General features: G+C 70.5%; 8 protein-coding genes. 5 read left to right on the plus strand and 3 right to left on the minus strand.

Annotated elements, in window-relative coordinates; genetic code table 11:
- Window positions 1-185: 185 nt before the first annotated feature.
- The 4 genes from ABFD52_01895 to ABFD52_01910 all read left to right on the plus strand — a co-directional run bounded on the left by ABFD52_01895 (window position 186) and on the right by ABFD52_01910 (window position 4,080).
- Entirely contained in the window at window positions 186-1,157 is a 972-nt protein-coding gene (locus ABFD52_01895; protein ID MEN6559512.1) for an ATP-binding cassette domain-containing protein, read from the plus strand.
- Window positions 1,154-1,921: an ABC transporter permease gene (locus ABFD52_01900; GenBank protein MEN6559513.1), complete on the plus strand. Its 768-nt coding sequence runs from the start codon at window positions 1,154-1,156 to the stop codon at window positions 1,919-1,921. Before ABFD52_01895 ends, ABFD52_01900 begins: the two co-directional genes overlap by 4 nt.
- An 81-nt stretch (window positions 1,922-2,002) precedes the next feature.
- A complete protein-coding gene (locus tag ABFD52_01905) occupies window positions 2,003-2,356 on the plus strand; it encodes a DUF3795 domain-containing protein (GenBank protein MEN6559514.1) in 354 nt (117 codons plus the stop codon).
- 98 nt (window positions 2,357-2,454) lie between these two features.
- A complete protein-coding gene (locus ABFD52_01910) occupies window positions 2,455-4,080 on the plus strand; it encodes a serine hydrolase (GenBank protein ID MEN6559515.1) in 1,626 nt (541 codons plus the stop codon).
- Window positions 4,081-4,123: 43 nt separating this feature from the next.
- Here ABFD52_01910 and ABFD52_01915 read toward each other — a convergent pair whose 3' ends face one another.
- On the minus strand, window positions 4,124-4,783 hold the full coding sequence (locus ABFD52_01915; GenBank protein ID MEN6559516.1) for a porin family protein: 660 nt from the start codon (window positions 4,781-4,783) through the stop codon (window positions 4,124-4,126).
- A gap of 209 nt (window positions 4,784-4,992) precedes the next feature.
- On the opposite strand from ABFD52_01915, the gene ABFD52_01920 reads away from it, so the two are divergent.
- Complete coding sequence (locus tag ABFD52_01920; GenBank protein ID MEN6559517.1) at window positions 4,993-7,806, plus strand: SUMF1/EgtB/PvdO family nonheme iron enzyme; 2,814 nt, start codon at window positions 4,993-4,995, stop codon at window positions 7,804-7,806.
- On the opposite strand, the gene ABFD52_01925 is transcribed toward ABFD52_01920, so the two are convergent.
- Together ABFD52_01925 and ABFD52_01930 are read right to left on the minus strand one after the other, a co-directional pair.
- A complete protein-coding gene (locus tag ABFD52_01925) occupies window positions 7,790-12,700 on the minus strand; it encodes an excinuclease ABC subunit UvrA (protein MEN6559518.1) in 4,911 nt (1,636 codons plus the stop codon). The two genes, ABFD52_01920 and ABFD52_01925, sit on opposite strands and share 17 nt — an antisense overlap.
- Before the next feature lie 47 nt (window positions 12,701-12,747).
- Window positions 12,748-13,596, minus strand: a complete 849-nt coding sequence (locus tag ABFD52_01930) for an NlpC/P60 family protein (protein ID MEN6559519.1) — start codon at window positions 13,594-13,596, stop codon at window positions 12,748-12,750.
- Window positions 13,597-13,656: the final 60 nt, after the last annotated feature.

A 13,656-nucleotide genomic window follows, 5' to 3' on the forward strand; every position in this document is an offset into this window, starting at 1 on the left:
CCTCCTGCCAGGGGACAAGAACTGAGGCCGCGCGGCTTCGAGCCGTCGGACCCGCCCTCAAGTGAATGTATCCCAAGGCGGAAAAGGCTGTCAACGGCCGGCCCGCCAAGCCGGGCCGGCCCAAAAATGGTATCATAGGCTTTTAAAGGAGCATCGCCCTGGACGCCATCCGCGCCGAAGATCTGGTGAAAACGTTTGACGGCTTCACTGCCGTGGACCACGTCTCTTTCACTGTCGCGGACGGCGAGCTTTTCGGCCTTCTAGGCCCCAACGGCGCGGGAAAGACGACGACCATCAATATGCTCTCGACCCTGCTCCGGCCGACCGCCGGCGCCGCCCTGGTGGCCGGCTTTGACGTGGCCCGCGACCGCGACGCCGTGCGCCGGGCGATCGGCGTCGTCTTTCAGGAGCCGGCCCTGGACGGCCGCCTGACCGGGCGGGAGAACCTGGAATTCCACGCGATGATGTACGGCCTGGGCAAGGCCGAGCGGAAGCGCCGGATCGATGACGTCCTGGCGCTGGTAGAGCTCACCGACCGGGCCGCGACCCTCGTCGACAAGTACTCGGGCGGCATGAAGCGGCGCCTCGAGATCGCCCGGGGCCTGACCCATCGGCCCAAGGTCCTGTTCCTGGACGAGCCGACCCTGGGCCTCGACGCCCAGACGCGGCGCCACATCTGGGATTATGTCCGCAAGCTCAATAAAGAGGCGGGCGTGACCATCATCCTGACCACCCATTACATGGAGGAGGCCGACTTCCTCTGCGACCGGGTGGCCATCATGGACCACGGCCGGTTCGTCGCCCTCGACGCGCCGGCCCGGCTCAAGGATATCCTGGGCGGCGACGTCGTCTCGCTCGAGATCGAGGGGGACGCGGCCCCCTTCCTCGAGGCCCTGGCCCGCGAGCCCTGGATCACGCGGACCCGGGTCCACGATCACGTCCTGTCCCTGACCATGGACAAGGGCGAGCGGCGCATCCCGGAGCTTGTCATGATGGCCCGGGAGCACGGGGTCGCGGTCGCCTGCGTCAGCCTCCGCAAGCCCAGCCTGGAGGACGTCTTCCTGCATTTCGCCGGCCGGACGATCCGCGAGCGCGAGGCCGATCAGGGCGAGCGCCTGCGGGCGGCGATGAGACGGCACGGCCCGGTGCGCCGATGAAGATCCAGCGGACCGCGATCTACGTCCTGTGGCGGCGGGAGATGATCCGCTTCGGCCGGGCCAAGTCCCGGGTCGTCGGCTCCCTGGCCATGCCCGTCTTCTTCCTGGCCTTCCTCGGCCTCGGCTTCCGGCGCATGCCGGTGCCCGGCATGGGCGGCGGCTCGGGCTATATCGGCTTCCTGGCCCCGGGCATCATCGGCATGACCCTGCTCTTCTCCTCGTCCATGCAGGGCATGTCGGTCCTCTGGGACCGGGAATTCGGCTTTCTCAAGGAGATCATGGTCGCCCCGGTCAGCCGGCTGTCGCTCGTCCTCGGCCGCATCGCCGGGGGCGCGACGACCTCGATGCTGCAGGGGATCCTCATCTTCGGGGCCTCGCTCCTCCTGGGCTTTCGCTTCCGCGGCCCGGCGGCCTTCCTCTTCGGCCTTGTCTTCATGCTGCTCATCGCCTTCACCTTCATCGGCCTGGGGCTCGTGTTCGCCTCGCGGATGAAGGACATGCAGGGCTTCGGCATCATCATGAACTTCGTCATCTTCCCGTTCTTCTTCCTCTCCGGCGCGCTCACCCCGCTCGAGAACTTTCCCTGGATCATCCGGGCCCTGTCCTACGCCGATCCCCTGACCTACGGGGTGGACGGCCTGCGCGGGGTCCTGATCGGCGCGTCGTCGCTGCCCGTCCTTGTCGATCTGGCCGCCATGGCCGGATTCGCCGTGGTCATGCTCTTCCTGGGCGCCTATTCCTTCGAGACCAGCGAAGGGGTCTAGCGGCGCCGGCGCCTTGACCGCGTCTCCCGACCCGGCTATCATGGGCGCTACGGAAATACGCCGGCAGGGAGGACGACATCGATGGGCAAGATCCTGTCCTATTGCGGGCTCGATTGCGGGGAATGCGAGGCTTACATCGCGACCCAAAAGAACGATCGGGCCGGCCTCGAGGCCGTGGCCAAGGATTGGTCCCGCCGCTACGGCGGCCAGAACCTGGGCGCCGAGGCCTGCGTTTGCGACGGCTGCTCGACCGGCAAGAGGATCAGCACGGCCCACGCCGCGACTTGCGGCATCCGCCTCTGCGCCTCGAAGCGCGGCGTCGTCACCTGCGCCCACTGCTCCGCCTACGGCTGCGAAACGCTGCAGCAGTTCTTCGCCTTTGCCCCCGTGCTCAAGGACAAGCTCGAGGCGATCCGCAAAACGCTCGGCAAGTAGCCGCTCCGCCGCCCCCGGCCGGGCGGCGGGCGCCGGGAATTGACCCGGGCGAGCCGGCGGCGATATGATGGCGGCGCCCGTGCCATAGGAGGTTTCCGATGCCCGCATCCCGCCGCCTCTCCCGAGCCGCCGTCGCGTCCGTCTTCGCCGTCCTGACCCTGGGATCAGCCGGACCTGCCGCCCGGAAGGCCCCGGCCGCGCCGCAGGCTAAAAAGGCCGTCGCCGCCGTGCCGCCCGGCCTCGACGCCGCGGTAGCCCGGATCATGAAGGCCTTCGAGGTCCCCGGCCTGGCCCTGGCCGTCGTCAAGGACGGGAAGGTCGCCCTGGCCAAGGGCTACGGCGTCCGGAAGCTGGGCGATCCCGCGCCGGTCGATGCCGGGACGCTTTTCGGCATCGCCTCGAACACCAAGGTCTTCACCGCGACGGCGCTCGGCCTGCTGGTCGAAGAGGGCCGGATCGCCTGGGATGCGCCCGTCGTCGACTATCTCCCCTGGTTCATGATGTACGATCCGTACGTGACGCGGGAGATCACGGTCCGGGACCTGCTCGTCCACCGCAGCGGCCTGGGCCTCGGGGCGGGCGACCTGCTCTGGTGGCCGGCCTCGACGTATGACCGGCCGGAGATCGCCCGGCGGCTGCGGTACATCAAGCCGGCCGCGTCGTTCCGGAGCGCTTATGCCTACGACAACGTGCTCTATACCGTCGCCGGCGAGGTCATCAAGGCGGTGAGCGGCCAGAGCTGGGAAGATTTTGTGGCCTCGCGCATCCTGAAAAAGGCCGGCCTGAGCGCGAGCAACGTGCGCCATTCGGCCGCGGCAGAGGGCGGGAACGTCGCCGCGCCGCACGCCCGGGTCGAGGGCGCCGTCCGGCCGATCGCGCCGTTCACGAGCGACAATACGAACCCGGCCGGCGGCATCAACTCCAGCGCCGCGGACATGGCCAAGTGGCTGCTCGTGCGGCTCAACCGGGGCAGGCTGGCCGACGGGACGGCGCTCTATTCGGAGCGGACCGCCCGGCAGATCGAGACCCCGGTGACCATCATTCCGAACCCCGCCCCGCCCGCCGAGCTGGCTCCCCTGAGGTCCAACTTCTCTGCCTACGCGCTGGGGGTCGGGGTCCGCGAATACCGCGGCCAGCGCGTCCTGACCCACACGGGCGGGCTGCCGGGCTATGTCTCGATGGTGACGCTCCTGCCGGAGCGGAACCTGGGGATCGCCGTCCTGACCAACGCCGAATCGACCGAGGCCTTCTCGGCCCTGACCTGGCTCGTCGTCGATCACGACCTCGGCGCGCCGGCGACCGACTGGACGGCCGCCTACCTCAGGCTCAAGACCAGGGAGGACGTGGAGACCGCCGCGGCTCTCGGCAGGTCGTCTTTGGCCCGCGACGCGTCGTCCCGGCCGTCGCTGCCTCCGGCGAAATACGCGGGGACCTACACGGACGCCTGGTACGGCGACGTCGTCCTCGCGGAGCAGAACGGGCGCCTGGTCCTGCGCTTCACCCGGACGCCGGCGCTTGTCGGCGACCTGGAGCACTGGCAGCACGACACCTTCGTCGTCCGCTGGCGCGACCGGGAGCTGCGGGCCGACGCTTACATCACCTTCGCCCTCAACCCGGACGGGTCGGTCGAGCGGGCCAGGATGGAGGCGGTGTCGCCGGAGACGGATTTCAGCTACGATTTCCAGGACCTGGAGCTGAGGCCGTCAAGGAAGGAGATGCGCTGAGCCGCCGGCCCGAAGGCCGGCGGCCCCGCGCTCAGGATCGGGATCAGAAGCCGATGCCGACGAGGACGGAGAAACCCTTGTTCTTGAGGGAGGAGACTTCCGGATTCTCGGGTTCGTCGTAGATGTTGCTCAGGCCGAGGTGATAACGGCCCTCGAGCGACAGAATGACCTTGGGGAGCTTGATGTCGACGCCCGCGCCGAAGACGCCGGCAAGCTCGGTCTTCTTGTAGGAGTCGGTGGTGTCGTAATAATAGTTCATGTCGGGTTCGTCGCTGGTGAGATAGTCGATATCATAGCCCGAACGGCCCTTGAGCAGGTACGAGAAGGAAGGACCGGCATACAGGAAGGGCTTGGCCGGCCCGCTGAGGAAGCTGTACTTGACCAGGACAGGCACCTCGACGTAATCGACCAGCATCAGGCTGGTGACTTTGATCTCCTCGTTCGTCTCTTGGTCGTAGGACAGGCCGCGGCGCGAGTACAGGACCTCGGGCTGGATCGAGACGGGCCCGAGCTTGAAGTTCACGAAGATCCCGCCGGTGAGACCGGTGTTGTTCTTGAACTCCGGCATGTCGGTGTACGTCGTCTTGATCGTCATGCTGGTGAAGTTCAGGCCGCCCTTGAGGCCGATGGTCGCGGCTCCGGCCTGCGGGGCGAGGCAGACCGCCGTGAGAGCGATGAGCAGGATTGCGGGCAACTTTTTCAACTTTTCCTCCAGATGAAATTTATTTTGGGAACGAAGCGCCATTTTAAGCGGCCCGGCCCGGGCGACAATCGTCGCGGGAGGTGATACGCGGGGTGATTTGCCCGGCTCGCCGGGATGAGGCCGACCGGGGGAGCGCACGGCATCCTTGACTCGCCGGCCTGACCGCCGATATCATCGCGACGGGAGAAAGATCCCGAAGGAGGCCGAGGATGAGCCCGAAGCGCCGGAAGCCGCGGCGGTCGTTCCCGATATCGCTTGTTTTCGCCCTGGCCGTCCTGACGGCAGCGGCCCGGCCGGCCGAGCGGGCCGGGGGGGCCGGGCTCAGGTCCGTCCGGCTGTCGGGTCCGGCGGGCGCGGAGACGAGGATCTCCGGATTGTCGCTGGCGGACGGCCTCAAGATCGACCTGGAGTCGCCGCAGCCGCTTTTTTCGCTTCTGGTCGACGGCAAGCTCGCGACCGCGCCGGCCCTGCCGGCCGGGCTGTCTTTCGCCGTGAGCCCCGAGGCCGGCTTCGCGCCGGGGGCGAAGCTGGCGCTCGTCTTCCGCAACGAGGGAACGGCCCGGATCACCCTCGAGAACCTCGTCCCGCTCGGCCAGGGCGCCGACCGGGTCTATATCACGGCCGGCCTGCCGAACCGGCCGCCTCATGCGCTGGACCGGAGCCAGCTCTTCCGGCCCGGCCTGGCCCCGGTCGGCGTCCTCCTTCCCGATAACGCCTGGCATCTGGGCTTCTGCTCGGTCGCGGCCGGGTCCGGGCTGACGCTGACCGCCGCCGCCCGCCGGATCAAGACCGACAAGGCCGAGCGCACCCGCTGGGCCTCGACCCTCGAGCCGGGCGGCTCGGTCGAATATGCCCTCTATTTCGAGGCCCATGACGGTGACTGGCGCCGCGGCCTCGAGATCATGTTCCGCGAGCGCTTCCTCTACGACCTCGCGCAATTCGATAACGCGCTGTTCGAGCGGCCCGACTTGGCCTGGGTCCGGCGGGCCTACCTCATGGTCCTCCGGTTCGCCTGGGACAAGGCCTATTACGACGGCGGGCCGGGCGGCCAAGCCTTCGACCGGTCTCTCACGGCCTGGGACAAGCTGCTCGGGCCGGTCGACATCTTCACCATCTGGCCGACCTGGCCCCGCCTGGGCCTCGACGGCCGCAACCAATGGGACATGTACCGCGACCTGCCCGGCGGCCTGACCGAGTTGCGACGCCAGGCGGACCTCGCCCACAAGCTCGGCAAGAAGTATTTCATCTCCTACAATCCCTGGGACGAGAGCACCCGGCCCGAGGACCACATCGCCGGCATGGAGGAGATGCTCCGGGCGCTCGACGCCGACGGCGTCGTCCTGGACACGCGCGGCGAGTCCAGCCGCGAGTTCCAGGCGGCGGCCGACCGGGTCAAGCCCGGGATCATCATGTACAGCGAGGGCATGGCCGTGCCCCGGGACATGCCCGGCATCGTCTCCGGCCGCGTGCATGACGCCCTCTACATGCCGCCGCCCCTCAACCTGAACAAATTCATGAAGCCGGACTTCGCCATCTTCCGCGTCCTCCAGCTGGCCGAGGGCCCGCTCCACCGGGAGTCGGCCGTGGCCTTCTTCAACGGCTGCGGCTCGGAGATCAACACCATGAGGCCGGGTCGGCCCGGCTGGATCGAGGAGGAGCTCCGCTATCTCGGACGGACGACGAAGATCCTGCGCGAGAATTCGTCGGCCTTCCTCGACCAGTCCTGGGCGCCGCTCGTCCCGACGCTCGCGGACGGGCTGTGGGCCAACCGCTGGCGCGACGGGGCCAAGACGGTCTGGACGGTCTTCAGCCTGAGGCCGGAGGGCTTCAATGGCCCGCTCGTTGAGATCGACATCCCGAAGGGCGCCCACCTCGTCAGCCTCTGGAACCATGAGGAGCTCCAACCGGCCCTCAGCGGCGGCAAGACCTATGCGCCGGTCGACGCCGCCGCGTTCGACGCCGCCCGGCTGGGGACGCGCCTCGAAGGGAACGTCGACTGCGTCGCCGTCCTGCCCGGGCTCCTGCGCGTCGAGGCCGACGGCGAGCTCCTGACCTTCGAGGCGCCGGCCGCTCCCGCCGGCGGCCGCATCGATATCTCGGCCGGGGATCCCTCCTGCGCCGAAGCGCCGGCCTCGTTCGGGACCGGGCGGAGGACGATCGCCCTCCACGACCACTTCGGCTTCCGCGAGGACAAGTTCGTCGTCCAGCTCTTCGACGCCCGGGGCGAGCTCCTGGACGAGCGCGTCGTCTGCCTGCCGCTGGCCTTGCCCCGGCTCGTCACCAGGATCGAAAGGACCGCCACGGCCGCGTCCGCTCCCAAGGGCATGGTCGAGATCCCGGCGGGCCGGTTCGTCTTCAAGGCCGTGAGCGACCCGGACGACGCCAACCCGATCATCCCGTATCCCGGCCCGGCGGCGCCGCGGACCCTCGAGATGCGCCGGTTCTACATGGACCGCACGCCGGTCACCAACGCGGCCTTCGCCGAGTTCCTGGCCGCGACCGGCTACGCTCCCGCCGACCGGTCGAACTTCCTGAAGCACTGGGCCGGCGGGAAGCCTCCCGCCGGGCTGGCCGGCCACCCGGTCGTCTGGGTCTCGCTCGATGACGCCAGGGCATATGCCAAATGGGCGGGCAAGCGCCTGCCCACGGAGGCCGAATGGCAGTACTCCGCCCAGGGCCCGGACGGCCGGACCTACCCCTGGGGCCGGGCCATGGAGCCCGGCCGCTGCAACGACAAGCTCGGCCGGACGACCGCGGTCACGGCTTTCCCCGCAGGCGCCAGCCCCTTCGGCGTCCTGGACCTGGTCGGCAACGTCTGGCAGATCATGAGCGACGTTTACGACGACGGCGTCTATCGCTTCGGCATCATCCGCGGCGGCAGCTTCTACGCGCCGGGCAAGAGCGTCTGGTACGTCAAGAGCGGGCCGCTCCCGGTCGACCGGACCCAGATGCTGCTGCTCATCGCTCCCGGCCTCGACCGCGCGGCCACGGTCGGCTTCCGCTGCGTCAAGGACGCCGACTGAGCCCGCGGCCGCCGTGAGCGAGGAGGGCGTCTCCGGTGAATGACACCGGGCAGGCCATGACCGTCTCCGGCGGGCCCTGGACGACAAGCGCTCCGCCGCGGTCGCCGCCCTCCGGCCCGAGATCGACGACGTATCCGGCCCGCGAGATCAGATCGAGGTCGTGCTCCACGGCCACGATGGTGTGCCCGGCCTTGAGGAGCCGGCCGAAGAGGCCGAGCAGCCGGTCGATGTCCGAGGGATGGAGGCCCGACGTCGGCTCGTCGAAGAGGTAGAGGACCCGGCCCGGCGGCGGATCCATCAATTCCGCAGCCAGCTTGAGCCGCTGCCGTTCGCCGCCGGAGAGCGTGTCGAGCGGCTGGCCCAGGCGCAGGTAATCGAGGCCGATCTCGGCCAGGAGCGCCAGACCGGCGGCCGCCCTCGGCAGCCCGGCGAAGGCCCGCGCGCCCTCGGCCGCGGTCAGGTCGAGGACATCGGCGATCGTCCGGCCGCAGGCGCGGACCGCGAGGACGTCCGGGTTGTAGCGCGCGCCGCCGCAGGCCTCGCAGGGCGACGAGACGTCCGCGAGGTAGTCGAGGCTGACGGTGGTCCGGCCGGTCCCGCCGCAGCTCTCGCAGCGGCCCTCGGGCGTCAGGAACGAGAAATGGGCCTTTTTGAAGCCCCTGGCCCGGGCCTCGTCCGAGGCCGCGAAGAGGCCGCGGACAGCGTCGAAAAGCCCGAGATAGGTCAGGGGGATGCTCGATGCGCTCTCGGCCGGGGCCTCGATCCCGGCCGAGACGACCTTGGCGAAGCGATCCAGCCCGCGGAGCGCGCCGCAGGCGACGGGCCGCCCGGCCTGGGCCGAAGCGAGGAGGACGTCGAAGACGAGGCTGGTCTTGCCGCTCCCGGAGACGCCGGTCACGGCCGTCAGGACGCCCGAGGGGATGGCCACGTCGAGCCCGCGGAGGTTGTTGGCCCGGGCCCCGGCGATCTCGATCCCGGGTCCGGGCGAGCCGGGGAGAGGGCCGGGGCGCGCGGCCCGGCCGGCCAGGTACGGGCCGGTCACCGAGCCGGCCGTCCGCTCGATCCCGGCGGGCGGGCCCTCGGCGACGATCCGTCCGCCGGCGCCGCCCGCGCCCGGGCCGAGGTCGAGGACGTAGTCGGCCGCCCGGACGACATCGAGATCGTGCTCGACGGCCACCACCGTGTTGCCCTCGGCCGTGAGACCGCGGATGAGCTCGACGAGACGGCCGGTATCGCGGGGATGGAGGCCGAGCGTCGGCTCGTCGAGGACGAAGGTGACGCCGGTCAGCTTGACCCCGAGGAGCCCGGCCAGGCGGAGCCGCTGGGCTTCTCCTCCCGAGAGCGTGGCCGAGGCCCGGTCAAGGCTCAGGTAGCCCAGGCCGACGTCCCGGACGAGGCCGAGGCGGCGCACGATCTCGCCGCGGACGGCCTCCGTCACGGCCGCCGTCCGAGCGTCGGCCGGCGGAGCGCCGCTGCCCTCGAAGAAGGCCAGGCTCCGGTCCACGCTCAGCGCCTCGAGGCCGGCGATATTGAGGCCGCGGTAAGTTACGACCAGAGAGCCGGCCTTGAGCCGCCGGCCGCCGCAAACGGGGCAGGGGTCGTCCCTCATCAGGACCCGCATCGCCTCGCCCCGATGGTCGGCGTGCTTGCGTTCGTATTCCTCGGCGACGAGGGCGGCGAAGCCCTTCCACGGCCCCCGGAACTTGAAGTCCCCGGCCAGGCGCCCCCGCCTGTAGGACCAGACTATGTCGTAGACGCGGTCGCCCGTTCCGCGGAGGGCCAGGTCCCGCCCGGCCGCCGTCAGGTCCCGCCAGGGCTTGGAGAGGTCCAGGCCGGCGGCGTCGCCGGCCGCCTTCAGCGCGGCCGCGAACTGGCCGTGGGGGTCGCCGTAGAAGCGCCCGGTTTTTGTCCCGTCCATCGCCCCAGCCAGCAGGGACTTGGCCGGGTCGGTGATCAGCCGCTCCGGATCGGTCACGGTCACCGTGCCCAGGCCCTTGCAGCCGGGGCAGGCGCCCTGCTCGTGGTTGAAGGAGAACATCGAGGCCGTGAGCGGCCGGCCCCGCAGCTCCGGCGGCGCGGAGCCGGCCCGGGAATAGAGCAGGCGGTAGTAGTCGTGGATCTCGGTCATCGTGCCGACCGTAGACCGCGGGTTCGGCGCGGCGGCCGACCGGGCCACGGCGACCGGCGGGGTCAGGCCCCGGGCGGCGGCCAGGTCGGCCCGGCCGCCCTTGTCGATGAGGGCCCGGACGTAGGCGGAGAAGCTCTCGATATATCTCTGCCGCGACGCGGCGAACAGGGTGTCGAAGACGAGCGACGACTTCCCGCCGCCCGAAGGGCCGCAGACGGCCGTGAACTTGCGGAAGGGGATGCGGGCATCGACGTTCTTGAGATTGTGCGTCGTGACGCCCTCGAGGACAATGGGCCCTTCGGCCTCGGCCTGGACCGCTTCCGGCGCCCGGACCGGTCCGGCCGCCGCGTGCTCGCCCCGCAGGGCCCGGCCGGTCAGCGAATCGGCGCAGGCCGCGATCTCGTCGGGCCGGCCGCAGGCGACGAGCCGGCCGCCGTCCTCGCCGCTCCCCGGGCCGAGGTCGATCACCCGGTCGGCGGCCCGGATGACGTCGGCATGGTGCTCGATGGCGACGATGGTCCGGCCCAGGTCGACGAGCCCCTGTAACGCCGCGAGGAGGTTCTCGATATCGGCCCGGTGGAGCCCCGTCGTCGGCTCGTCGAGGATATAGAGGACCGGGCCGGCCGTTCCCTTGCGCATCTCGGAGGCCAGCTTGACGCGCTGGGCCTCGCCGCCAGACAGCGTCGTCGAGCTCTGTCCGAGCTTGAGATAGCCCAGGCCCAGCCGTTTCAGGACTTCCAGGTCGGCCGCCAGGCGCGGCACGCCGGCGTAGAACTCCGCCGCTTCGTCGACGCTCATCTCCAGGACGTCGTGGATCGACCGGCCCCGGTCCCGGACGGCCAGCGTCTCCTCGTTGAAGCGGCGGCCCTCGCAATCGGGGCAGACGACGTCGACGTCGCCGAGGAAATGCATGCCGATCTGGAGCAACCCGGCGCCCTGGCATGTCTCGCAGCGGCCGCCGGCTACGTTGAAGGAGAACCGCCCCTTGCCGAAGCCCTTCTCTTTCGCCTCGGGAAGCGCCGCGAAGAGATCGCGGATCCGGTCGGAGATGCCGGTGTAGGTCGCCGGGTTGGACCGCGGCGTGCGGCCGATGGGCGATTGATCGACCTCGACGACCCGGCCTGCGGCGCCCTCGACGGCCAGGCCGTCCGCGTCCGGCCCGGGGCCGAGCCGCCCGGCCCGAAGGCGCTCGGCCAGGATGTGCCGGACCAGGGTCGATTTGCCCGCGCCCGAGACGCCCGTGACGACGTTCAAAGCGCCGAGGCGGAACTCGACGTCGATCGACTTGAGGTTGTGAAGGCGGGCGCCGCGGACGAGCAGGCGCCCTGTTCCGGCCCGGCCCCGCGAGCCGACCGCGGGGAGCCGCTCGCCCGTCAGGAAATCCCGCGTCGGGCTGGCCCCCCGGGGCAGCGCCTCGAGGCCGGCCTCCGGGCCCTGATAGAGGACGCGGCCGCCCGCCTGGCCCGGGCCCGGCCCGAGGTCGATCAGGTGGTCGGCGGCCCGCATGATGTCCTCGTCGTGCTCGACGACGAGGACGGTGTTGCCGTGGTCGCGCAGCTCGCCGAGGAGGCCGAGCAGGCGGTCCGTGTCGGCCGGGTGCAGCCCGGCCGTCGGCTCGTCGAGAACATAAAGGATGCCGCGCAGCCGGCTCCCGGCCTGCGAGGCCAGCCGGATGCGCTGGATCTCCCCGCCGGCCAGGGTGTCTGCGGCCCGGTCGAGACGGAGATAGCCGAGCCCGAGGCGCTCGAGCAGCTCGGCCTTTTCGAGGACGGATGCCCGGACCGCCTCGCCGGCGGCCCGGTCCGGCGGATCGAAGGCCAGGCGGCGGAACTCCCCGGCCAGGCCGCTGACGCTCATCCCGCCGAAGCCGGCGATGCCGCGGCCGGCCACGGTCACCCGGAGGGACTCGGGCCGGAGCCGGAGCCCGCCGCAGGCGCGGCAGGGCAGGGTCCGGGCGAAGCGGAGGATGTTGTCGTTCCTCTTCGTTTCGAGGATGGCCTGCATCACCGGCAGGATGCCCTTGTAATAGCCTTCCTCGCGCGGCTTGGCCACGATGCCCTTCCAGCGCAGCCGCGATTCGAGCGGGTGCTTGCCGTAGCGGATGAGGATGCGGTCGCTGCCGTTGAGGACGACGTCGCGCTGGGCCTCGGTCAGGTCGCACCAGGGGATGTCGACGGAGAAGCCATGGGCCCGGCAGACCTCGTCCAGGACCTCCATGGTCACCTGGGAGTAGATGATGTAGCCGTTCGGCGTGGTCAGGGCCAGGGCGCCCTGCCGCAGCGTCCTGGACGAGTCGGCGACCAGGAGCTCGGGGTCGATGCGGTCCTCGACCCCCAATCCCCGGCATTCCGGGCAGGCTCCTTCGGGGGTGTTGAAGGAGAACATCCGCCGCGACAGGCGCAAGCCGTCGGGCGACCGGCCGAGCCGGGCGAAGAGCAGCCGGAGATCGTCGTGGAGCTCCGTCAGCGTCCCGACCGTCGAACGGGGCCCCGCGGCCGATGTCCGCTGGCCGACGGCCACGGCGGGGGACAGGCCGGTTATATGGGCGACCTCCGGCCGCCGGAGCTTGCCCATGAACTGGCGGGCGTAGGACGAGAAGGTCTCGAGGTAGCGCCGCTGGGCTTCCCGGTAAACGACGTCGAAGACGAGCGAGGATTTCCCCGAGCCCGACACGCCGGTGACGACGGTCAACCGGCCGTGGGGGATGTCGACGTCGACGTTCCGGAGGTTGTTCTCCGCGGCGTGACGGATGGCCAGGACGTCCATGGGGGCCTATTATCCCCGCCGGCGCGGGCCCGGTCAAACGGCCGGCCCTATTTCAGATAGACCCGGCCACCCGCGAAATGGGCCTTGAAGTAGGCGCCGCCGAGGGAGTCGCGGCGGACCTGCTTCCCCCTGCCCGGGGCGTGGATGAAGACCCCGTCGCCGATGTAGATCCCGACGTGGGTCAGGCCGCCGCCGGCCGAAGCCGAGAAGAAGACGAGGTCGCCCTTTTCCAGCCGGTCCCCGGCGACCGGCGCCCCGGCCCGGAACTGGTCGCGGACGGACCGGGGCATGGCCAGGCCGTTCAGCTGATAGACCGCCAGGACCAGGCCGCTGCAGTCGAAGCCGGAGCGGGTCGTCGTCCCGCCCCAGGCGTAATCCACCCCGATGAAGCTCTCGGCCGTGGCCCCCAGCCGGTCCCGGATGTCCGCGCCGGGAGGAAGGGGCCTTCCGGCGGCCGGCCCCGAAGGACCGGGCCGGAACACGGCGTAGTCGGCCGGTCCGACGATGAAATAGCCGCGGATGCGCCCATCCGCCTCGAGCTTCCTAGCCTCGGCCAGGGCGGCGTCCCGAGTGGGAAAGTTCCCGAAGCGGACCTTGAAAAGCCCGGAGGCCGTTGGGAAATAGAAGGCGTCCAACCCGGCGGCGGCCAGGCTCGCAGCCAGGGCGCGGGCGTTGTCCAGGAGGGCGAAGGCGCCTACCTGAACGGTGTAGCCCATGCGGGCCAGGCCGGCCTCGGGCGCTTCGGGCCGGACCGCGGGCTCGGGGGCTGCGGGGGACGGGACGGTCTGGGCGGGCGGCGCGGCCGGGACGGTCCGGGCGCCCGTCCGGCAACCGGCCAGCAGGGCCGAAGTGAGCCCGAAAACGATGATGGCGGCCTTCTTGCGGAACGGATCCATGGCCTATCCTACCTGAGTTTGGTCGGTCGAGGGGCCGGAAATCGGAACCGCGCCGGGTCC

The sequence above is a fragment of the Acidobacteriota bacterium genome (assembly GCA_039683095.1).
Classification (GTDB): Bacteria; Acidobacteriota; Aminicenantia; order Aminicenantales; family Saccharicenantaceae; genus RBG-16-66-30.